Genomic DNA, 22,245 nt, shown 5'->3' on the forward strand with positions numbered 1-22,245 from the left:
TCCTCATTCGAAAGCGTAAGTGAAGCCGTCCGGCGTTGCGCCGACACGGATGGCGCTGAAGGCGCGAGGGCGTGCCGCACCGATCGAGGTCTGCGGGCGATCCGGATCCGACCCGGCAACGGCCTCGGGTGACGGGCCTGTGTGAGACGGATCGCGCGGGGACGATGTCATGCGGGACAGCAGCTCCAGCGAGATCCGCGGCAGCACGGTGTCGGACAGCACCCGGTCGATGGCGCGGCCGCCCGCCTCCGGCACATCGCAGCGCGCGAGCAAGGCCTCGACGAAGGGTGGCTCAAACTCGACGGAGACGCCATGACGCTCCGCCACGCGCGCTCGGATCCGTTCAAGCCGCTGCAGCGCGATGCGTCCGAGCAGGTCGCGAGAGAGCGGAAGGTACGGCACGGTCACCATGCGCCCCAGCAGCGCCGCCGGGAAGTACCGCAGCAGCGGCCCTTGCAGGGCCTGTGCGAGCACCTCCGGCTCGGGAAGCGTCTGCGGGTCGGCGCACAAGGTCATCAGCAACTCGCTGCCGACGTTGGAGGTCAGCAGGATGACGGTGTTGCGGAAGTCGATCGAGCGGCCTTCCCCGTCTTCCATGCGGCCCTTGTCGAAGACCTGGAAGAACAGCTCATGCACATCGGGATGGGCCTTTTCGATCTCATCGAGCAGAACGATCGAATACGGGCGGCGGCGCACCGCCTCGGTGAGGACACCGCCCTGGCCATAACCCACGTAGCCCGGCGGCGCCCCCTTGAGCGTGGACACGGTATGCGCCTCCTGGAACTCGCTCATGTTGATGGTGATGACGTTCTGTTCGCCGCCGTACATCGCCTCGGCCAATGCCAGTGCCGTCTCCGTCTTGCCCACACCGGAGCTGCCGCACAGCAGGAACACGCCCAGCGGCTTGTCCGGATCCTGCAACCCGGCGCGCGCGGTCTGGATGCGGCGCGCGAGGGTGTCCAGCGCGGGCTGCTGGCCCAGCACCCGACGCCCCAAGGTGTCGCCCAGGCACAGCACGCTGTCGCGTTCGTCGGTGACCATGCGACCGACCGGCACCCCGGTCCACGCTGCCACCACCGAGGCCACCGCCTGCGCATCCACCACCGGCAACACCAGCGGCGATTCGCCCTGCATGGTCGACAGCGCGGTTTGCGCTGCGCGCAACGCGTCGATCGCGTCGCGGTCCTGGTCGCGGTGGCGGCTGACGGCAACGCCGGAGGCGGAGGCAGAGGCCGACCTCAGCGTCTGGCGCATTGCCAGCAGCCGCGCCACCGCCGCCCGCTCTTCGTCCCAACGCATGCTCAGCGCCATCAGTTCGGTGGTGGCCTGCTCGCGCCGGCGTGCCAATGCCTCCAGACGAGCCGCCACATCGCCACCGGTCGCGGCTTCGCGCACCAGGATGTCGGTCTCCAGGGCCAGGACCTCCAGGCGACGACGGGCGTCCTCCACGGCGGCGGGCGTCGCATGCTGGCTGACGGCGACGCGGGCGCATGCGGTGTCCAAGAGGGCCACCGCCTTGTCCGGCAACTGGCGCGCCGGAATGTAGCGCTGCGACAGCCGCACCGCCGCGTGCAGGGCCTCATCGGTGAGCTCGACATGGTGATGCGACTCCAGCCCGGCCACCAGGCCGCGCAACATGGCCAGCGCGACCTCGGTGTCGGGCTCGGCCACGGTGACGACCTGGAAACGGCGCGTCAACGCGGGGTCCGGTTCGATGAAGCGCTTGTATTCCGCCCAGGTGGTCGCACCGATCGTGCGCAACTGACCGCGCGCCAGCGCCGGCTTCAACAGGTTGGCCGCGTCACCGGTACCGGCCGCGCCGCCCGCGCCGATCAGGGTGTGCACCTCGTCGATGAACAGCACCACCGGCTGCTCGGAGGCCTGCACCTCATCGATCACCTGACGCAGCCGCTGCTCGAACTCACCCTTCATGGCGGCGCCGGCCTGCAACAGGCTCAGGTCCAGGCCGAGCAGGGCGATCCCACGCAGTGCGGGCGGGACGTCGCCCTGCGCAATGCGCAGCGCCAGGCCTTCCACCACGGCGGTCTTGCCCACGCCGGCCTCGCCCGCGAGCAGCGGGTTGTTCTGTCGGCGGCGCATCAGGATGTCGATGAGCTGGCGGATCTCGTCGTCGCGGCCGGTGACGGGATCGAGCTCACCGGCGCGCGCCTTGGCGGTCAGGTCGACGCAGTACTCGGCCAGGGCCTTGCGCCGGCCCATCAGTGCCGACGCGGCGTCACCGCCCGGCTGGCCTGGGGCGGCTTCCGCGGCCGCACCGGTGGCCGGCGTCTGCAGCGGCGCCTCACCCGTGCGGCGGCACAGCGTCGGCAGGCGTTCGGCCAGGTCGTCGGCCTGAATGGCCTCGAATTGGCGCGAGATCGCCAGCAACGCATGTCGAAGCGCCGTCGACTCCAGCATTCCCAACAGCAGGTGACCGGTGCGCACGCGGTCCTGGCCGTAGCGCAGCGATGCCTGGACCCATCCGCGTTCGATGGCGGCCTCGATGTGCTCGGAAAAGTCGGACACGGCGGTCGAGCCGCGCGGCAGCCGGTCCATGGCCAGCGTGACGTCGCGAGCAAGCTGGCCCGCATCGATGCGGTAGTGATCCAGGATGAGGGCGAGGTCGCTGCGCAGGTCGGGCAGCAGTTGCGCCAGCCAGTGCGACAGCTCGACGTAGGGATTGCCCCGCAGCTTGCAGAGCGCGGTGGCGTTTTCGATGGCGCCGTAGGCGAGCGGATGGAGTTTGCCGAACAGGTCGGCACGACGGATGGTGGTCATGGGGTCGGGGGGATCGTGATCATGGATTCAGGGGCGCAGCCCGGCAGCAGCAGCGCATCGCCGTCCCGCGAACGCGGCGCGGTGCCGAGCCACAGGCTGTGGCCGAGCGCCGCGGGCGAGGTCGCGTGCAGTCGTGGCGGGGGGATCTCGTGCCGGTCGAGGACCAGCCTCAGGTCCCAATCAAGCTCCAGCCCGACCCACTGCCGCACCAGCGCGCGCAGGCGCTCCAGGTCGGCGCTGCCGGGAAGGAGGGTGCGATAGCGGCTCCAGGGCATCGGGCCCAGCACGATGCGGAACTTGTGCTGCACGTCCCAGGTCGAGCGGCCGAGCGCGAGGCCACCGCCCAGGCCGGCGCGCTCGCCGATGGGCGTCGCCAGCCCTCCTGCTTTCGCACGCAAGGGCGGCGGCAGCGGCAACCAGTGGCCGCACCAGGGTTCGACGCGAGCGGGGACGTCGAAGGCCTCTCGACACCAGGCGGCCAGGCCGTCGGCATCGCGCACCTGGCGGGAGAGCCGACCCAGGAAGGCGAGCTTGGGCGCGTCGCCGAGCGCATCGCGCTCGCGCAGCGTCGGCAGACCCAGGCCGGCCAGCGCGCCGAGGCGGGCTCCATGGCCGCCGTCGTCGGCGCGGTCCATGGCCTGCACCGGCTGTGCCTGGGCCCAGGCCCGGTGGAACAGCAGCGCGAATCGGTGGGTCAGCAGATCCAGGAAGTCCTGCATCGCGGCATCGCCGTGATGGCGCTCCCGTTCGCGGGCGAGCTCGGTGAGGTGCAGCGGCAGCGGCCCGTTCGGGCCGGTCAGGCCGAACACCCGCTGGCGCACCCGCGGCACCGGGCCCCGGGTGTCGATGGCCTGGACCGGCGCCGGCGCGAAGTCCAGTTCCGCCGGTTGACCGATGCGCATCGGTTCCTGCGCGGGGAGCGCGGCCTCACCCAGACGCGGCAGCATTGGATGCGCCGATTCCCAGCGCCGCAGCAGCGCGAACAGGTCCTGCCGGCGCGGCTGGGCGATGGCTTCGGCCAACCAGTCCGGCAGCGACGCGTGGCTCGAGGCCAAGGGCTCGGTCATCACAGCAGCGGCCTCGCACCTGCGCGCGGCGCAAAGCGGGCGATCTCGCCGCGGGTGGTCGACAACAGCACGGTCTCGACGAAACTGTTCAGCGACACATGCCGCGTCAGGAACTGATGCAGCCCCGCGCCGAACAGGTAGGCGCTGTGGCCGCTGCCGGCACCCAGACGCTGTTCGTCCAGCGTCAGCGAGATTTCCACGCCGCGCGCATAGGCGATCGGGCCCGGCGCGGGATGGCGCCGATGGACCACCGTGGCGCTCAGGCCGGTCAGGGCGTCGATCTGACGGACCACGTCAGGATCGCCCGCCTGGGGCAACTGGGACAACAGTTCGCGCAGCGCGCCGGCGGCAGCACCCGGGGAATCCCCCGCGGTGCCCGCATCCAGCAGCGACAGGTAATTCAGCGAGAGCAGGTTCAGCAGCCGCCAGGCGGCAGCGCCTTCCGGCGGCGCCGGCAGGGGCCGCGACGGGCCGGCCACGGCGCGCACCTCGGTCAGCGTGACCCCGGCATCCAGCGTCAGCGCGGCATGGCCGCCGCGCATGAACAAGGGCAGGTCGCGGTTGGTCACCAGCACTTCCAGCGCGACCTGGTCCGGCAAGGCGGGCAGGGCGGTCGCAGCGTTGCCGGATGAGGCGTCAGAGAATGCGCCGGCCGCGAGGTGGGCGCCGCCGTTGCGGTGACCGTTGCCGTTGCGGTGACCGTTGCCGTTGCCGTTGCCGTAGAAGGCAGCGGCGGATATGACGTCGGATGCGACGTCGGATGCGACGCCGGAGGGGTTGTCGGAGGGGTTGTCGGAGGGGTTGTCGGAGGGGGTATCGGGGCGAGCCACCTCCCAGCCATCGGACCACGACAGGAAGATCTCGCTGCCGGCATAGGACGAGCGTGCACCCTCCCGCCGCGTGCGCTCGCTCGCCATCCGAGGTTCACGACGCAATGAGTACACGCGCCGGACCGGACCGGCGCCGGTGCGGGCGCTGCCGTGCAGCGGCTCGAATTGCCGCGCGCCGCCGTCGGCATGATGAGCCGTCATCGCCGTGACGTCGTAGACCTCGTGATCCAACGGCCGGCTGCGATCGACGACCACATGGAACTCGTGCTGGTCGGTGCCCGGTAGCAGCCGATCCGCGCGGCACGGGAACAGGTTGATCGCAGGCACGCAGTTGGTCAGCACGTTGTCGGCGCTGACCGCGCCCAGGGTCGCTTCGTCGGCCACGGCGAGCGCCAGGACCAGCTCCAGGGTCGAGCCCGCGGTGCGGGCGAACGCCTCGGACAGTCCGTCCACCTCCATGAACTGGAAACGCTCCGGAAAGGCCAGCGTCTCCTGCAGGATGCGCAGGCCGCCGAAGCCCCGCGAGGGCGTCGGCAGCAGCGCCTCGTCGTCGGCATAGCCCACCGGCGACACGGTGGCGCCCGGCAGCCGTTGCACCCGGCCGGGTTCACCCGCGAGCACCGCCACGCAGCGCGACAGGGTCAGCTCCACCAGCGAGGCCGCGAGATCGGGCGCGCCGGTGAGAAAGAAGCGCAGGCGGTCGACGCCCAGTTGGTCGAAGCGCTGGCCTGGCGGCAGGCGCAGCGTCAGTACCAGGGCGGCGCGTCTGCGCGGGCCGGCAAAGCCGCCGCCGCCGACGGCCAACGGCGCGCCCAGCAACTCCAGCGCGGCATGCTCACGCGCCAGGTGGGCGGCAGCGACCGTGACCGGTGTGAGCACGATGTCCTGGGCGGTACGGAATTCGCAACGCGTTGGTGTCAGCGCGGTGGCCGCACTGTGCAGGGCAGAACCGCGCGGCAGCCGATGGCCCGCCAGCAGTTGCGGATCAGGCGCCGGCTGCACCCGGGCCACCAGCATGGCCGGCAGGGGCGCATTGAAGCCGGGATAGACCATGTCCAGCAGCCGGTGGGAGAGCCGCGGGAACTCCGCATCCATCTTCAGCTGGACGCGCGCGGCGAGGAAGGCGCTGCCTTCGAGCAGGCGCTCAATGTAGGGATCCTGCGCCGAGGCGCCCAGGCCGAGCTGACCGGCCACCTTCGGGTGGGCTGCGGCGAACTCGTGGCCCAAGTCGCGCAGGTAGCGCAGTTCCTGGTTGTAGTAGTGCAGCAGACGGGGATGCATCGGGGAATTCCTCTCAACCGCTCGGCCGATCAGCCGCGCAGGTCACGCAAACGCGCATGGCCGGTGTCGAGGTCCAACTCGGCCGCCATCCACAGGGTCAGCGGCACCGGGTCGTGCCGCAACTGCCCCTGGATGACCAGGCGCAGCGGGCGGTGCGCGCCGCGCGGCCCCATACTGCCGTCGGCCTCGAGCGACACCTCCAGCGACGCCGGCAGGATGCGCGGCTCGAAGCGCTGGATCGCCTCGACGAGATCGCGCTGCAGGCGCCGCCGATCCAGCGACGACTGCGAGCGACCGGTCATCGCGGGCAGGCCGAAATTGAGGACCGACGCACGCGCCAGCGGCGCGGCCGACCACGCCGCCCGCCGCGCGTCAGCGCTGGCGGTCATCTCAGACCCCGGCCCGTCGTCAGCGGGCGTCTCCAGTCGCGTCGCGTTCAGCAGCCAGATCAGGTCCCGCGCCACCGATTCGCGCAACTGGCGGCGACTGACCGCCCCGGCGGCGGACGTGTCCAACGACGGCGTCTCGCCGTCGCCCGCGCGGCCACCTTCGGGTACGCCGACGCCGGCGCCGGCGCCGATCAGCCGGTCGAGCAGCGACGGCTTCAGCCGGTCGTTGCGTTGGCGAGCATTCATCGCTTCAGCCCCGGCGAGCCAGCGGGTGAATGAGGCGATTGCAAGTCGCGCCACATCGTCTCCATATCGCGCAGCGCGAACTCGCGCGGGGCCGCCGCCGTGCCCGAACTGGCGACCGCCGGCGCGGCGCCTGGCGTGCCCGCGACGCCAGCGCCGTGGGACACCGCACCCGCACCGCCGCCGCCGCCCGAGGCCGGTGACGCGGTCGAGGCGCCCACCAGGCGCTTGACCGAGCTGGAGGTCACACCGGAGCGGCGGTCCTCGCGGTATTCGAACGCTGCCTCGCGGTAGTCCAGCTCCCAGTGCTCCATCACGCAGACGCTCGCGTCCTCATTCCGGAGTTCCAGTGAATAGCGCGTCACACGGGCCTGACGCAGCTTGATCGACAGCGACATCAGTTCCTGCGCCGCGTCTTCCATGCACAGGGTGACGACCATCGGCATGCCGCGGTCCATCGCCGAGAGGAGCGGCATGCTGGACCGGTCCATGCGTTTGCTGATCGACAACACCGACGGTTCCGGCGCGCGCCCGGCGTCGCCGTCGGCGTCCAGGCTCCATTGCCAGTCCTCCAGTTCGATCCAATCCCGCATGGCGGGCACGCGGGATTCCCCGGCGATCGGACCGCCATCGCCGACGGCGTACATGTACAGGCGCGCGTGTTGCGTCATGTCGGTCTCCTCAGTCGTAGCGGCTGCTGTGCAGCGCGGCGGTGGTCGGCGTGGGCCGTCGCAGGGTGGAGGCGTCCAGCGGGTAGTAGCGCAGGCGCAGGTCCTTGAACGACAGGGTCAGTTCTTCCAGGATGGGCTTGGCATGGGCGGTGTCCTCGGTGCGGGTGGCCACCCGGACCAGCGTGCCGCCCAGCAGCTCCAGCGTCAGCATCGGCACCGGCGGCTTGTCGCGGCTGGACAGCGCCGGGTCGATGACGGTGATGCGCGCCCGGTCGTAACGCTTCGACTCGGTGGCGCAGCGATACAGCAGCATGCTGCTGCGGTCCAGGTACTTGGACACCGTGACGTGGCCCGGGCGGAGTTCGGTCCGCTCGCGGCCGGCGTTGGACGCGAGATGGACCGCGCTCGCAGACCAGGCCAGGGCCTGCAGCGCGATCTGGTCCTCGAAGCCCTGCACGCGGCTTTCCCCCAGCGCGGGACGGCCCAGGCAGGCGAAGTCGAGAAAGGCGACGGGCAGGGACATGACGGCCGCGCCCTCAGGCCAGCTTGCCGGAAATGGCGGTGGAGGTCTTCATGTCCTTCACGCTCCATTCGAAGCTGGTGGTGGTGTCGAGCTTGCCGTCGTTCTTCTGCGGCTTGTAGCCGATGAAGATCTCCTTGAAGACGAACTCCACGTCCTGGTTCAGCGAGCCGTCCTCTGCACCCTTGGTGGCCACCTTGGTGACGTAGGCGTCGCTGACCTTGACCTGGAAGTAGGCCTGCGGGCCATCGACGGCGCCCGTGGACTTCAGCATTTCGATGGTGATGGTCGGGAAGTGCTTGCCCGCGACGATCTTGGCCAGGATCGCCGGCGACGAGGTGTCGAAATAGTGGGTGATGGACAGCGAGCCGGGCTTGGGCTTGCCGACGGCCGCCCCGGTGCCTTTGGTGACACTGTGGTCGGACTCGACCTCCCAGCTCCAGTCCGAGATCTCGATCCAGCCGTCGTCGCCGTGGTGGCCCTTCTGCATCGATTCGCCCTGGGGCACGTCGGCCTTGCCGAAGTTGATGAAGCTATTGCCTGACATGGGGGATCCTTACTTGATGCTCAGCTTGATGTCGGGGGTCTGCTGGGTCATCTCGGCGATGTTCCAGCGGAAGAAAAGGGCGCTGTCGAGCTTGCCGTCGTTCTTCTGGCGCTTGTAGCCCACGGCGATCTGCTTGAAGACGAACTCGACGTCCTGGGTCACCGAGCCGTCCTCGCCGCCCTTGCTGCCCACCTTGGTGATGAAGACATCCTTGGCGACGAGCTGGAAGTACAGCTCGGGCTCTTCCTGCCCGGTCTGCTTGAGCAGGTCGATGGTGGCCATCTTGAAGTGGGTGCCCTTGACGATGTACTGCAGCAGCACCGGCGAGGACTTGTCGTAGTAGTGCGAGAAGGTGAGCACTCCGGGGTTGGGTTTGCCGACCGCGGCGCCGGTGCCCTTGAGGTGGCTGGCCTCGGCGTCGACGTCCCAGCTCCAGTCGCCAATCTCGATCCACCCGGCGGTGCCGAGGTGGCTGAGCTGCTGCGACTCGCCGGGGGCGTTGCCGCCGTCGGTCTTCTCGAACTTGATGAATGCGTTTCCTGGCATGGATCACTCCGGAAATCGGCGTCGTACGGACGAACGCCGGGAAGGCCCCGCGGAGGCGGGGACCGATGAAGAGGGGGGGAGGCGGCTTCCGGCCGTTCGGCGCTGTGCGCGCCGCGGGTGGGTCAGCCGCCGCGGATCACTGGCGCTCCGACGGCAGACGCGAGACCAGCCTCAGCGAGATGGACAGGCCCTCGAGCTGGTAGTGCGGCTTCAGGAAGAACTTCGCCTGGTAATAGCCCGGCGCGCCCTCGACATCCTCAAGCACGACCTGTGCCGCAGCGAGCGGTCGCTCGGCCTTGGTCTGCTCGGTGCTGTTGTCCGGATCGCCGTCGACGTAGCGCAGGATCCAGTCGTTGAGCCAGCGCTCCATGGCCTCGCGGGTCTTGAAGGAGCCCACCTTGTCGCGCACCATGCACTTCAGGTAGTGGGCAAAGCGATTGCAAGCGAACAGGTAGGGCAGCCGCGCCGCCAGGGCGGCATTGGCCGTGGCATCAGCATCGTCGTATTCGGCCGGCTTTTGCAGCGACTGTCCGCCGATGAAGGCCGCCACATCGGAGTTCTTGCGATGGACCATCGCCATGAAGCCGTTGCGAGAGAGCTCGGCTTCACGTCGGTCGGAGATCGCGATCTCGGTCGGACATTTCATGTCGACGCCGCCATCGTCGGTCGGGAAGGTGTGGGTGGGCAGGTTCTGGACCGCACCGCCGGACTCGATGCCCCGAATCTGCGAACACCACCCGTGCAGCTTGAAGGCGCGGTTGATGTTGACCGCCATCGCGTAAGCGGCATTGCACCAAGTGTAGGTGTCCTGGTGCTCGCCGCCGGTGTCCTCCTCGAAGTCGAATTCGTCGATCGGGTGGGTGCGGGCACCGTAGGGCAGCCGACCGAGGAAACGCGGCATGCACAGCGCCAGGTAGCGCGCGTCCTCGCTCTCGCGCAGCGAGCGCCAGGCGGCGTATTCGGGCGTGGTGAAGATCTTGGTCAGGTCGCGGGGGTTGGCCAGCTCGCGCCAGGATTCCATCTGCATCACCGCCGGCGAGGCGGCGGCAATGAACGGCGCATGCGCGGCAGCGGCGACCTTGGCCATCTCGCCCAGCAGCTCGACATCCATCGGCGAGTGGTCGAAGTGGTAGTCGCCGACCAGCGCGCCGAAGGGCTCGCCGCCGAACTGACCGTATTCCTCTTCATAGATCTTCTTGAACAGCGGCGACTGGTCCCAGGCCGCGCCCTTGTAGCGCTTGAGCATGCGACCGAGTTCCTGCTTGCCCATCGGCATCACGCGGATCTTGAGCTGCTCATCGGTCTCGGTGTTATTGACCAGGTACTGCAGGCCGCGCCAAGCCGACTCCAGCCGCTGGAAATCCTCGTGATGCAGGACCAGGTTGACCTGCTCGGAGAGCTTGCGGTCGAGCTCGCCGATCATCGATTCAATGCGGCTGACCGTGTCGGTGCCGATCAGGGCGACCTGCGACAGGGCGTGCTGCGCGAGCGTGCGCACGGCGCCCTCCATCTGGAGGCGGGCCTCGTCGGACTTGGGCTTGAAGGCCTTGTCCAGCAGTGCAGCGAAGTCGCTGCCGTCATGGGTGATGCCGGCCAGCGGGCTGGTGGCGGGAGAAGCGGAGCGGATGGCGTCCATCATGGGAATATCCTCTGTTGGGCGGCGCTCAGCGAGCGGTCCCGTCGTCTGACGGCGCGCCGAGCGGATGTGCGTCGCCGGGGTCGGTGTCTGGGGTGTCGGCACCCGACGAAGCGCCGACGGCGCCGGGTCGGGGTGCAGCGGCCAGCACCTGCAGCAGCGCGGGATCCCGCAGCACGCGGGCGATCAACGCTTCGGCACCGTCCTTGCCATCCATGTAGGTCAGCAGGTTGCTCAGTTGGCGGCGCGCCTCGAGCAACGGACGCAGGCCGTCCACCCGCTCGGCCACGGCCGCAGGCGAGAAGTCGTCCATGCTTTCGAAGGTGAGGTCCACCGGCAGCAGGCCGTCCCCGGTCAGGGTGTTGGGCACAGTGAACGCGGCGCGCGGCTTCATCGCCTTCATGCGCTGGTCGAAGTTGTCGATGTCGAACTCAAGGAAGCGACGCTCCGCCACAGGGGGAAGCGGCGCCTCGGGACGGCCGGCCAGGTCGGACAGCACGCCCATCACGAAGGGCAATTGGACCTTCTTCTCGGCGCCGTAGAGTTCGACGTCGTATTCGATCTGTACACGCGGCGCGCGATTGCGGCCGATGAATTTCTGACTGCTTCCCATGGGGTCTCCAGTAGGGGCGGTGAGGGGGAACGGGGATTGGGAACAGGGAACAGGGCTAAGGGAGCGGGACGTGCTCATGCCGAGGCATCGAGCGCGTCCTCCTGCAAGCCGAGGATGCGGGCAGCGTCGGCGATGCCGCCCGGGGCGATCTCTCGCACCAGCGCAAAGAAATCCTTGTCGATGAGCTGCTCCGCGCGGCGCAGCATCAGCTGCGCGGGGTTGGTGGGTTCGGTGCGTTCCAGGAACTCGCGGATCTGGCGCAGACCCGCGAGCGCATCGGACCGTGTCCGGATCGAGCGCGGACCCGCGTGGTGCGAGGCCCCGGCGCCGAGGTCGCCGGGGCTGCCGGCGTGGCCGGTCAGATCGCTGTCCTCCATCGATCCGTCGGGAGAGGTCACGACCTGGCCGTCATCGGCCGACGGCGCGCCGTCCGTGACGGAACGATCGACGTCCGGCAGCAATCCCTGGAGGTCGCCGATGGCCAGGCCGATCTCCTTGAGGCGGACGCCCGCATCGGCGCCGAAACGCCGTGTCCATGCCTGCCTCAGCTGGCCGAGTGCGCCGGAGGCGGCCTCAACCTGTGAGCGCAAGGCGACGCACAGGGCAGGCTCGTCGCCGAAGAAGCGCTGCAGCTGCTCGGTGTCGAAGCGCTCGTCGCCCTCGCGGAGCGGGAGTCGATCAAGCGCCACCTGGACATCGCGCAACCGGAGCGCCGGCAAGCGGCGATCGCGATGCAGCGGGGCATGGCGCAAGTCCCCCAGCAGGCCGCGTACCGTGTCCAGGTCCACGAGCTGTCCCTGCCGGGCGAAGGCCTCTTCATCCTCCGCGTCGGGCAGGGGATGCAGGCCGTCCCAGGCCTGATCGAGCAGCTCGGCCAGCAGCGCCAGCGCGGCCGGCAGGACGGACAGACCGTCGCAGGCCACGCTCGCACGCGCCCACGCCACGGCAATCCTCAGGTCACGGGTGCGTGGCAGCAGGTCCGTAGCGAGCTGCCGGGTCAACGGCCAGTCCGGCGGCTGGGCAGGTGCGAACTGGGTTTCCGGACGGCCTCGCAGCGCGTCCATCAGCGCGGCGAACGCGGGCTCGTACTCCAGGTTCGGTCCGCCTGGGGCGTCAGCGTCAAGCGGACGGATCCATTCGACCCAGTCCTCAGGGGATGGCGCACCGAGCGGGGGGGCGAAGGTCGCGGCGGTCGGATTGGACGGTTGGTCGAACATGGTCTCGGATGGGCGTGAGGGGTCGCGGCGGCTGAGGCGGCGAGGGCTGCGGAGATGGCGAGGGCGAGGGCGCCCGACGAGGGCCGCGGGCGTCTGAGGTGGACGCCGATCGAGGCGTCTCTCTCAAGTTCCTATCGCGAGGGACGCCCGCTCGGCGCGGTCCGCGCCAAGATCACCATTCGCCCTTCGGCGTGTACTTGTTGCCGTTGGCCAGGTAGCGATCAATCGCCGCACGCAGGTCGACGTACTGCTCGCATCGGGCGGCGCACTCGGTCGCGAGGGTCGACAGGCGCGACTGGGCGCGGGCCAGATCGCCCTTCATCAGATACAGCTCGCCGGAGTACTCGAGCGCGTTGCGGTGATGGGGGTCGATGCGCAGGGCGGCGTCGTAGTAGCGCTCCGAGGCCGTCAGATCGGGCGTGCTGCTCTTGCGCAGCGTGTAGCCCATCAGGTTGTTCCAATCGGCATTGCGGCGGGCATCGACGCGCTTGAGTTCGCTCAGCGCGGCATCCCATTGGCGGGCGGCGATGTACTGGCGGGCCTTGTCGAGCGAGCTGTCCGCCTGAGCGGCCGCCGGCGGGGTGGCGGGCCCACTGTCGGCGGCCAGGGTGACTTGCAGGCAGAAGGCGCTCAAGGCGATGGCCAGGGCGAAGGAGAGTTTGCGGTTCATGGGTAGGTCCTTTCGATCTCAGGTGGCGAGGCCGTCAGCCGCTGGTTGCGGCAGAGGGCTGTGATCGCCGACATGAGGATCTACGGGGTCACCCCGCCCACGGATGCAATTGGAGGTGGAACTATTTGTAACGGCGCGGAATCGTCGTGACGTGCATGACGTGACGCGTCGGTCGGGCCGTGCTGAGCTTGACCGTCTCACCCAGGCAGCGAACGCCGTCCACTCGGTGAAGTCTGCGCCGCGCATTGTGTACGGCCTGCTAAATAGCCTATGCCGACTCTAGAGGATTCACGCAGGTCTGCGCCGGGCCCATGCTGTGGCCTCACTGCCAGTCACTTCAGGAGTTTGACCATGACCGCACCCACTCTTCCGCGCATGATTGCCGCGTACTTCGCGGCCGACCGGCAAGGCCCCGAAGCCGTGGCCCGATGCTTCACCGAACACGCCACCGTGAAGGATGAGAAGAGAACATTCGTCGGCCGCGGGGCCATCCAGTCCTGGAAAGCCGCTGCCCAGGCCAGGTTCACCTACACGACGACGCCGACCGGCTTGGCCCATGACGACGGGATGATCGTGGTGACCGGCCGCGTGGAGGGGAATTTTCCGGGCAGTCCCGTCGATCTGCGCTATCGCTTCCAACTGGAAGGGGACCTGATCGCCTCGCTGGAAATCACGGCATGAGCTTCGATCTTCAACTGAACGGCCGCCGCGGGCGGGTTATCGGTGGCACCAGGGCGTCGGTGCGGCCGAGCTGAAGGCGCTGCGTGAGGCGGGGACGCGCGGCGCCTTGGGCGCATTCAGCGTGTTCGACGCATTCAGCGCGTGCGTCCCCGCAGCGTCCAGACACGACCGGAGTTGCTCCAACCCACCACGCAGGCGGCTCTTCACCGTGCCCAGCGGGGTGTCGAGCAGGTCGGCGATTTCGGTGTGCACCAGGCCGCGGTAATAGGCCAGTGCCAAGGCCTGACGCTGGGTGGACGCCAGCTGGAGCATGCAGCGATCCAGGCGGGCCTTCATCAGACTGGCGTCCAGCAGCGCATAGGGATCGCCGCTGGGATCGGCGGCAGTCGCCTTGAGCATCTCCTCGTCCAACTCGACGAGGCAGTCGCGTTCGCGTCGGCTCGATCGCAGGGCGTCGATGGCGCGGTTGCGGACGACATTGATCATCCATGTCATCGGCGAGGCAACGTCCGAGCGGTAGCTGTCGGCCCGCTGCCAGATGCTGACGTAGGCGTCCTGCAGCACCTCGTCGGCGCGTTGCTCGTCCCGCAGCACCCGCAAGGCGATCGAGAAAAGGTGCGCCGAGGTGGCGTGATAGATCCTTTCGAAGGCGTCGCGGTCACGCTGGACGACGCGGGCCAACAGGTGGCGCAGAAGGTCCGAGCCACTGGGTTCGGCCAGGTCAGGCCGCAGGTCCGGCGTGCCGTCGGCGAAATCGGTCATGAGCGCTCGCATGCAATGCCGACCCGCAAGCGGGTCGGCGCCTCGGGAAATGAGATCGTTCAGAGCCCGTAGGCGGCACGGATCTCGTCGACAGCACGTTCTCCGATGACGACGCACGGGGCCATGGTGTTGCCGCTGGTGATGTGCGGCATGACCGAGGCATCGGCAATGCGCAGGCCCTCGACGCCATAGACCTTCAGCGACCCGTCCACCACGGACATGTCATCAAGCCCCATCTTGGCGGTGCAGGACTGATGCCAGTAGGTGACGGCAGCATTCCTCACGTAGTTCTCCAGCGCGGCACCGGAGAGCTGGCCGGGCAGGCTTTCGCGCTTGACCAGACCCTTGAAGGCGTCCTGAGCGCCGAGCGCCTGCACCAGACGGATGTTGTCGAGCGCGCATCGCAGGTCGTCCGGATGGGACAGGGTGCCGGCCTGGATGATCGGCGCGTCGGTGACCTCGGGGCCCGACAGGCTGACCTGACCGCGACTCTTCGGATGGGCCAACCCCGCGAACATGGTCCATCCGTGTTCGGGCACGCCGAGGCTGGCGTTCTCGGCGCTCGGGACCGGGAACTCGACCTGGCAATGGAACATGTCGGGCAGACGCATGGTGCTGTCACTCGACCAGTACAGCGTGGCCTCGGAACCGCCGTGACCGACTTCCTGTGGACGTTCGTATTCGAAGATGGCCGCGAACGACACATGATCCTGATGGTTGGCACCGACGCCGGGCAGATGCTGGATGACCGGGATGCCGTGCCGGGCGAGTTCCGCCTCCGGGCCGATGCCCGATTGCATCAGCACCTTCGGCGTGTTGACGGCGCCCAGTGACAGGATGACCTCGCGGTCGGCGGTGAAACGTTCCAGGCGTCCTTGGCGGACGACGTCGACGCCGACCACCCGTTTGCCCGACCACACCAGGCGGCTGACCTGGGTGTCGGTGAGCACCGTCAGATTCGCCTGGCCGCGGCGCGGATGCACATAGGCGCGGTAGATCGACTGCCGACGTCCCTGCTTGACGATGAGGTCGTTGATGGCGGCGCCGCCGCGTCCTTCCATCATGGCGCCGTTGGGGCTGTCGAAGGTCGGGATGCCGATCTGCCGGGCGGCCTCGAGCAGGGCCACCGCCACGGGCTGCGGGCGTTCTGCCGAGGCCACGTGGACCGGGCCCGACTCACCGCGCCGCAGCGGATCCGGTGCGCCCCAGTAGTCCTCGACGCGCTGATAGATCTTCAGCACCGATTGATAGCTCCAGGCTTCGTTGCCGCTGGCCAGGGCGAAGTCTTCCCAGTCGTTCTGGTGGCCGCGGGCCCAGACCATCACATTGATGCTGGAGCCGCCGCCGAGCGTGCGACCCATGTTGAGCGGAATGCTGCGGTTGTTGAGGTGCGGGTTGGGCGTGCCGCTGAAGTTCCAGTCCCGCTCGGAGCCGAGGTTGAGCGGCCACTGGCCCGGTTCCATCACCTCGGGATGATCGTCGTCGCCGCCTGCTTCGATGAGCAGCACGCGGACGTCCGGATTCGCCGCCAGACGGCCGGCGACCACGGAGCCGGACGTGCCGGCGCCGCAGACGATGAAATCGAAGTGGGTGTCACTGGCGTCGTCCGCGAGGGGGCGACGGATGGAGGCGTTGGGTGTCTGAGCCATGGGGTGCATTCAAAGGTGGGTGGAGGGGCAGGGAGCGCGTGATTCACAGAGCCGGGGTTTTTCGCGCAGGTTTCAAATATACCAAATCCATCTAAATTGCACGAATCAGCAAAACTGTTCCAGCGTCACGGGCTGGGGCATTTCCAGCATCCAGGACGGCCTTTCGGCCCTGGAGCGCGTGGCATCCAAGCGCCGCATTCGGAGCAAGACAGCTCCGGCCGGCACGCGACTGCGCGACGGGGGCCGACGACGGCCCAATGCCTCCGAATGCCGATGACATCGACCATCAGCCCGATCCAGACTGATCCAGCCGGATCCATTCGACCCAGGCCATGCCATGCATGCGCCTCGGTCGGCGACAACGGGCCGCGCCATGGGGCGGCCGTGAGGCCGTCGCTACGCGTCGCAGGTGCGCAGGCGCGAATCGGCCGCTGCGAACGAGACGGCGTCAGGCGCTCTGGACAGTCACGCTGCCGAGGTCGGCATCGAGCGCTTGCGTGAGCCCGACGCGGACATCAACGAGCGTGCCCGTTCCGAGTCACGCGCCGCCCATGGACTCCCGACTCCCGACTCCCGACCCTTGACCTCGATGCTTCGAGGCCAGGCCGGGAGGTCAGCCGATCACCAGACCTTCACGCAATCGCCTTCCCAGACGAACGGCGTGAGTGGACGGGTGGGCGCGGTGGTGGCGGGTTCAATGCTGACGGCGAGGCGTCGCACCGACTTGAACAGCCGCTCCGAGGTGTCACCGAGCGAGGCTTGCGTCGTGCCTGTCACAGGCAGGGCAGCCAGCAGGATCGGCGCGCCGTGATCGGGAAGGGCCCACAGCCGTGCCACCTGACCGGCGGGTACCGGCAGCGGCTGCAGCAGGCGCACCGTCATCAGTGTGCCGTGGCGACGGGAGTTCGCCACCAGGGTCGGCTGTCCCTTGGCGTCATGCAGCAGGCCCACATAGCTGGCGGGGGTGGCCTGGTTGGCCTGCAAGGTGTCCATCCAGCCCGGCGTACTGCGCAGCACGGCCACACAGGACAGCGCGCCGGCCAGGGCGCCGACAACTGCCCAGCCCGACACTGCGGCCACGCCGCGCGCGCCGCCCGGCACCAGCCAGCGCCACCAACCGCTGCGAGTCGCCGCAGGCGGGGCCAATTGCGGCGAATCGGGGAACAGCCGGCGCTGGACGCCGGCCCAGTTGCCGACCGGCGGTGCCACCGGCGGCGTGGCGGCCTCCAAGGTGGACAACCGCTGCTGCCAGACCTCCACGGCGAGCCGGACTGCGGCCGATTCGCGCATCAGCGATTCAAAGCGACGGCGTGCGCCGCCCGTCAGCGTGCCCGCCGCATAGTCGCGGGCGAGCGGATCCAGTCGATCAGGACGGAGGTAGTTCATTGGCGCACCCCCGCACGGTCCAGGCAGGACTTCAACTGCTCGAGTCCGCGACGGACCCAGCTCTTGATCGTGCCCAACGGGGTGTGAAGCATCTCGGCGATCTCGGTATGCACCATGCCGCGATAGTAGGCGAGTGCAAGGGCTTGTCGCTGCGCCGGCGGCAGGCCCAGCATGCAGTCGTCCAGGTGCGCCTTCACCAGACTCGCGTCGAACAGGGCTTGCGGCTCGCCAGCTGCCTCGGCAGCCACATCCATGGCTTCGTCGTTCAGCTCGACCGTGGTGTCGCGTTGATGGCGACCCGCGCGCAGCGCATCGATCGCGCGGTTGCGCACGATGTTGATCATCCAGGTCATCGGCGTGGCCGCGTCAGACTGGTAACTGCCGGCTTTCTGCCAGACACTGACATACGCCTCCTGCAACACCTCGTCGGCGCGGCCCTCGTCCCGCAGCACGCGCAGGGCAATCGAGTACAGGTGCGATGAGGTGGCGCGATACAGGCGCTCGAAGGCGGCACGGTCCCGCAGGGCGACGCGGGCCATCAGGAGACGAAGGGGATCGGCCGACTCGGTCGGCGCGGCGAGATCACTGGTGTGCATGAGGGCTGGATCAGGTTGCCGAGATGACGGGGTGACGAGATGACGGGGTGACGGGTTGGAATTGAAAAGGTGGTTCGCGGGAGGCAGCCCTGCGGGCGATCAGGTCAGGTCCGCATGGACCCGAGAACATCCGTTCCAGGTAGGGCGCCATCGGCACCGTCGATCAAGACGCACGTCGGCCGTCATTCGTACTGAGACGCTTGGACTGGCGTGGCCAGGACGCGCCGGCCCGAGCGTGGCGCGGTCGGAGGCACGGCGGCATCGTCGACCAGCGCAATCAGACCCCGGTGCGCCGCGACGGTCACGGCGTGCATCCGGCTATCGGCGCCCAGCTTCGCCATCACCGCCTTCACATGGGTCTTCACCGTCCCCAGCGAGATGTCCATGTCGCGTGCGATGGACTTGTTGCATTGCCCGCGCCCGAGCAACTGGAGCACTTCGGTCTCTCGCAGGGTCAAGGACTCCCGCCCCATGCTTTCCACAATGCGGTGTGCAACGGCCTGACTCATGTAGCGCTTGCCGCGGGCCAGTTCCCGGATGCCGCTCAGGAGTTCTTCCAACGCGCCGCCGAGCAGCACATAGCCCTGCACCCCACGCGCCATCGCCTGCACCACCGCGGCTTCGCTGGACAAGGAGGTGAGGATCAGCGCAGGCGGCTCTGCCCCGGGCTTGCCCGGGCGTTGGCCGTCTTCCTGGGCCAGGGCCATGCCGGTCTCGTAGTCGCACACGACGACATCGAACGCACCGCCGCTGGCATCGGCCTGAGCGCCATCGTGGAGCTCCAGGTCAGGCTGCTGCGCCAGAGCGGCGCAAAGCCCTGCGGCGACGATGGATTCGTTGTACAGGACCAGGACGCGGATGCGACGGGCGGATTCAAAGTTGCTGTTCATGGCCACTCCTTGATGGGGATGAGACGGCCGACCGGGCTCGTCTTGGATCTCATCATGGCCGCCCGGACCTCGCGGCTCCAGTTCAGCGTTGTTAAGCGTTGAGAGAACACGCTGCGCCCCTGTGCGGCGGCGGTCCATCCGCCGGGGTTTGGCCCGCGCGGATTCACCGCGGGTCGGACGGTTGCAGCAACTGCGCCGCCTGGCACAGGTCGCGGGTGGCGAATCCCTCGTGAAACCGGGTGAACACGGCACGAAGTTCAGATCGATGCGCCGCTTCGTCGCCCAGCAACGGGCTCCAACGCACCAGGCTCATGGCACAGCGAAGTTCCCAGGAAATGGCGCCCTGGCGCCGGGAAACGTCAATGCCCTTTTTGATGGCGGCCGCACCGGCCTGCACGTCGCCGGCCGCCAGATGCCGCTCGCCAGCCACGCGCAACAGTTCGGGATGACACCATCCGGACTCGCCCCGTCGCGCGCGGCCCAACACGAAATCATCCGCCAGCGAAGGTCGCACGGTGCACAGCGTCTCCCGCAGCATGGTGTCGGTGTCGGGCTTGGGGAAGACGTCGCCGGGGACCGATCTCCCGTCCTCCAGGTCCAGAAGCTGCTGATAGGTGTCGCCGAACGCGCGCCAGAAGTGCAGCGAATTGGCTTGTGAACGCTGGCGCAGCAGATCGGTCCAGACGCGGGCGAGCGCCAGATCGCCGCACCACATCGCCACCGGCGCCGCGCCGATCGCAATCGCATAGCACAGCGACAGGGCATGGTCGAGCGACACAGCCTCCCTGACGGCCTCGGCCGCAGAGGCGAGCGCCGCATCGGGTCGACCTTGCATCCACTGGATACGGGCGGTGACCGCCAGGGCCGCCACGCGCTGGTCGAACTGGAACAGGCCCATGCCGGCGGCCAGGTTGATGGCCGGAGGCTGGTCGAGAATCAGGCGCGCAAAGGTCGCAGCCCGGTCCTGGTCACCATCCAGATGCAGGCCGAGCGCCATCATGCGCGCGTGGCTCAGCCGGGCGGAGGCGTCGGTGGCGGTGGCCTCGATCTCTCCGAACCGCTCGGCCAAGGCGCGCGACCCGGCGTAGTCGCCGGTGGCATTGCAGACCAGCCACAAGCCCCAGAGGCAGCGCATGCGGGAGGTCGTTGCCTGCCGTTGCTCCGCAATCACCAGTGCGCGGCGAAAGGCGGTCGCCATCGCGCCGGTGTCCGCCCGGGTGTGCCAGAGCGCATGGCCCAGCCCCTCGCACAGATGCATCTCGTCTTCGGCGTCACTGTCGATGCGGGAGTCGACCGCGTCGATCATCTCGAGCGCGCGCTCCGCCAGCTCACGGAACTCCGCCAGCATCGACAGCGAAAAATACAGCGGCGCGGCGCGGGCCGCGATCGAGATGCCCAGCGCCTGCGTCTGCGTTTGCGGGTCTGACAGCGCCCACTGGATGGCCTGGCGCACATCGTCGATCCAGCGGGCGGGTTCGCACACCCGCGGGGTCGGCTGGGGCTGGCCCTGCGGCGGCGCGTCGACCCGCGTTCTCAGCAGGTCGCGGAGGAAGTGCGCATGCCGCAAGGCGACGAGTGGCGCATCGTCGCCCGCCGCCAGCCGTTCGGCGGCGTACTCCCTGGTGATTTCGAGCAACTGGTAGCGCAGCGGGTTGCTGCTTCGATCCGTGCTCAGCAACGATTTGCTGACCAGCCCGCTCAGACCGACGTCGACCGCTTCCTTCGACCGGCCCGTCACCGCACAGGCGGCGGCGTAGGAAAACTGGCCCTTGAAGATGGAGAAGGCGGCCAGCATCGACTGTTCGTCGGCGGACAGCAGGTGGTAGCTCCAGTCGAGTGTGGCCCGCATGGTCTGCTGGCGCGGTGCTGCCGTGCGCCGGCCCCGTCCGAGCAGCGCGAGCCGGATGCCCAGCCGATCGACCAGGCCATCCAGGCCGACGATGTCGACGGCGGCAGCGGCCAGTTCGATCGCGAGCGGAATGCCGTCCAGGCTGCGGCAGATGCTCGAGACCAGCGAAACCTCGCCGTCGCCCAACTGGAAGCCCCTGGCCGTCGCGTTGGCGCGCTCCACAAACAGGCTGACCGCCGGATAGCGCAGCGCCTCGTCGACATGGGCCAGGTTGGCCGGGGGCAGGGCCAGCGGTTCGAGCCCCTGCACCCACTCGCCCTCGATGCGCAGGGATTCCCGGCTCGTGCACAGCACACGCACATTCGGCGCATGGGCCAGCAGATAGTCGATGGTGGAGGCCGCGCCGTCGATGACGTGTTCGCAGTTGTCCAGCACCAGCAGCATCAGCGGCTGGCTGCGCAAGGCGGCGGCGATGGCAGGCAGCGGATCGGTGTCGGAGGCCATGATGCCGAGCGTCGATGCAATGGCCATCGGCGTCCGGGCGGCGGTGGCGAGACTGGCGAGCTCGACGAACAGCACGTCGAAGCCCTCCCGCTGGCTGAGCCGCTGCGCCACCGCGCGGGCCACGCTCGTCTTGCCAATGCCGCCGGGCCCCACCAAGGTCACGCAGGGCCGCTCCAGCAGACGAAGGGTCACCAGGTCGACGTCGCGCTCCCGGCCGACCAGCGGCGTCAGCGCGGATGGCAGGGCGCCAATGCGCGAGGCCACCGGGCGCGGCACCGGCGGGTGCGCGGGCACGGAACGAAGGCCGCCGGGCGCCGTGTCGGCGTCGGGCGCGGTCACGGCGGCGACGAAGCAGTAACCCCGCAGTGGCACGTTCGTGATGAAGCGGCGGCCATCCTGGCCATCGCCGAGTGCCTTGCGCAGCGCGGCGATCTGGACCCGCACGCCACCTTCGTCCACCACCCGATTCGGCCAGGCCGCGGCCATGAGGTCCTGGTTGGAGAGGATCTCTCCGGGACGCTGACAGAGCGCCACCAGCAAATCGAACGATCGGCTGCCCAACCGCATCGGCTCCCCGTCGCGGGTCAGGGTGCGACGGGCGGGGCAGATTTCAAACTCGCCAAAGCGCAGCAAGCCGGGGTCGAGGCTGCCCAGTCCGGCGTCTGGCGCAGGCGGCGAGGGCAAGGCGTTGGCAGGGAGCGTGCTCATGGAATGGGGTCGGTGACAAGGGCTCGGGTCGGTGCCCGGAGCTGGCCTGGCCGCAGGCGGAGAGGGCAGGCGGAGGGGGAAGGGCAGGGGCAAGGGCAGTTGCAGGTGCGGGCGATCGGCCGAAGCAGTGACGGTGGCAATTTAAGCGCTGGCGCTCCGCCTACCCCTTTTGGGCAGGATCTGGCCACCTCCTTGGATGTCCATCGGGTCTG

At 68.8% G+C, this 22,245-nt stretch carries 19 protein-coding genes; 1 reads left to right on the forward strand and 18 read right to left on the reverse strand.

The window, feature by feature from the left end:
* Positions 1-3: 3 nt before the first annotated feature.
* The 12 genes from tssH to N4261_RS13845 all read right to left on the reverse strand — a co-directional run bounded on the left by tssH (position 4) and on the right by N4261_RS13845 (position 13,008).
* Positions 4-2,778: a type VI secretion system ATPase TssH gene (gene tssH / locus N4261_RS13790; RefSeq protein ID WP_261755881.1), complete on the reverse strand. Its 2,775-nt coding sequence runs from the start codon at positions 2,776-2,778 to the stop codon at positions 4-6.
* Positions 2,775-3,845 carry a type VI secretion system baseplate subunit TssG gene (gene tssG / locus N4261_RS13795; RefSeq protein WP_261755882.1) on the reverse strand — a complete coding sequence of 357 codons (1,071 nt, stop codon included), beginning with the start codon at positions 3,843-3,845 and terminating at the stop codon, positions 2,775-2,777. The genes tssH and tssG overlap by 4 nt, the downstream gene beginning before the upstream one ends.
* On the reverse strand, positions 3,845-5,956 hold the full coding sequence (gene tssF / locus N4261_RS13800) for a type VI secretion system baseplate subunit TssF (protein ID WP_261755883.1): 2,112 nt from the start codon (positions 5,954-5,956) through the stop codon (positions 3,845-3,847). Before tssF ends, tssG begins: the two co-directional genes overlap by 1 nt.
* A 29-nt stretch (positions 5,957-5,985) precedes the next feature.
* The gene (gene tssE, locus N4261_RS13805) at positions 5,986-6,591 is read right to left on the reverse strand and encodes a type VI secretion system baseplate subunit TssE (RefSeq protein ID WP_261755884.1); all 606 of its coding nucleotides are present in this window, start codon (positions 6,589-6,591) and stop codon (positions 5,986-5,988) included.
* Positions 6,588-7,259 carry a type VI secretion system tube protein Hcp gene (locus N4261_RS13810; protein WP_261755885.1) on the reverse strand — a complete coding sequence of 224 codons (672 nt, stop codon included), beginning with the start codon at positions 7,257-7,259 and terminating at the stop codon, positions 6,588-6,590. Before N4261_RS13810 ends, tssE begins: the two co-directional genes overlap by 4 nt.
* A 10-nt stretch (positions 7,260-7,269) precedes the next feature.
* Positions 7,270-7,782, reverse strand: coding sequence for a type VI secretion system tube protein Hcp (locus tag N4261_RS13815; RefSeq protein ID WP_261755886.1), 513 nt, complete (start codon positions 7,780-7,782; stop codon positions 7,270-7,272).
* A gap of 13 nt (positions 7,783-7,795) precedes the next feature.
* Positions 7,796-8,326 carry an Hcp family type VI secretion system effector gene (locus N4261_RS13820; protein WP_261755887.1) on the reverse strand — a complete coding sequence of 177 codons (531 nt, stop codon included), beginning with the start codon at positions 8,324-8,326 and terminating at the stop codon, positions 7,796-7,798.
* A gap of 9 nt (positions 8,327-8,335) precedes the next feature.
* Positions 8,336-8,872 carry an Hcp family type VI secretion system effector gene (locus tag N4261_RS13825; protein ID WP_261755888.1) on the reverse strand — a complete coding sequence of 179 codons (537 nt, stop codon included), beginning with the start codon at positions 8,870-8,872 and terminating at the stop codon, positions 8,336-8,338.
* A gap of 136 nt (positions 8,873-9,008) precedes the next feature.
* Positions 9,009-10,511, reverse strand: coding sequence for a type VI secretion system contractile sheath large subunit (gene tssC / locus N4261_RS13830; protein WP_261755889.1), 1,503 nt, complete (start codon positions 10,509-10,511; stop codon positions 9,009-9,011).
* Positions 10,512-10,536: 25 nt separating this feature from the next.
* Positions 10,537-11,121, reverse strand: coding sequence for a type VI secretion system contractile sheath small subunit (tssB, locus tag N4261_RS13835; protein ID WP_261755890.1), 585 nt, complete (start codon positions 11,119-11,121; stop codon positions 10,537-10,539).
* Between the two features lie 74 nt (positions 11,122-11,195).
* On the reverse strand, positions 11,196-12,338 hold the full coding sequence (locus N4261_RS13840; protein ID WP_261755891.1) for a type VI secretion system protein TssA: 1,143 nt from the start codon (positions 12,336-12,338) through the stop codon (positions 11,196-11,198).
* A gap of 172 nt (positions 12,339-12,510) precedes the next feature.
* Complete coding sequence (locus tag N4261_RS13845; protein WP_261755892.1) at positions 12,511-13,008, reverse strand: tetratricopeptide repeat protein; 498 nt, start codon at positions 13,006-13,008, stop codon at positions 12,511-12,513.
* Positions 13,009-13,359: 351 nt separating this feature from the next.
* Here N4261_RS13845 and N4261_RS13850 point away from each other — a divergent pair, with 351 nt between their 5' ends.
* Complete coding sequence (locus tag N4261_RS13850) at positions 13,360-13,689, forward strand: nuclear transport factor 2 family protein (RefSeq protein ID WP_261755893.1); 330 nt, start codon at positions 13,360-13,362, stop codon at positions 13,687-13,689.
* Positions 13,690-13,725: 36 nt separating this feature from the next.
* On the opposite strand, the gene N4261_RS13855 is transcribed toward N4261_RS13850, so the two are convergent.
* From N4261_RS13855 to N4261_RS13880, 6 genes are all read right to left on the reverse strand, one after another.
* Positions 13,726-14,451 (reverse strand): sigma-70 family RNA polymerase sigma factor, encoded by a 726-nt coding sequence (locus tag N4261_RS13855; protein WP_261755894.1) that lies wholly within the window; start codon positions 14,449-14,451, stop codon positions 13,726-13,728.
* 59 nt (positions 14,452-14,510) lie between these two features.
* On the reverse strand, positions 14,511-16,100 hold the full coding sequence (locus tag N4261_RS13860; RefSeq protein WP_261755895.1) for a GMC family oxidoreductase: 1,590 nt from the start codon (positions 16,098-16,100) through the stop codon (positions 14,511-14,513).
* Positions 16,101-16,721: 621 nt separating this feature from the next.
* A complete protein-coding gene (locus N4261_RS13865; protein ID WP_261755896.1) occupies positions 16,722-17,486 on the reverse strand; it encodes an anti-sigma factor in 765 nt (254 codons plus the stop codon).
* The gene (locus tag N4261_RS13870) at positions 17,483-18,082 is read right to left on the reverse strand and encodes a sigma-70 family RNA polymerase sigma factor (protein ID WP_261755897.1); all 600 of its coding nucleotides are present in this window, start codon (positions 18,080-18,082) and stop codon (positions 17,483-17,485) included. The genes N4261_RS13865 and N4261_RS13870 overlap by 4 nt, the downstream gene beginning before the upstream one ends.
* 182 nt (positions 18,083-18,264) lie before the next feature.
* The gene (locus N4261_RS13875; protein WP_261755898.1) at positions 18,265-18,972 is read right to left on the reverse strand and encodes a response regulator transcription factor; all 708 of its coding nucleotides are present in this window, start codon (positions 18,970-18,972) and stop codon (positions 18,265-18,267) included.
* Positions 18,973-19,135: 163 nt separating this feature from the next.
* Entirely contained in the window at positions 19,136-22,033 is a 2,898-nt protein-coding gene (locus N4261_RS13880; RefSeq protein WP_261755899.1) for an ATP-binding protein, read from the reverse strand.
* Positions 22,034-22,245 lie beyond the last annotated feature (212 nt).

The organism is Roseateles amylovorans, from assembly GCF_025398155.2.
GTDB classification, from domain to species: domain Bacteria; phylum Pseudomonadota; class Gammaproteobacteria; order Burkholderiales; family Burkholderiaceae_C; genus Roseateles; species Roseateles amylovorans.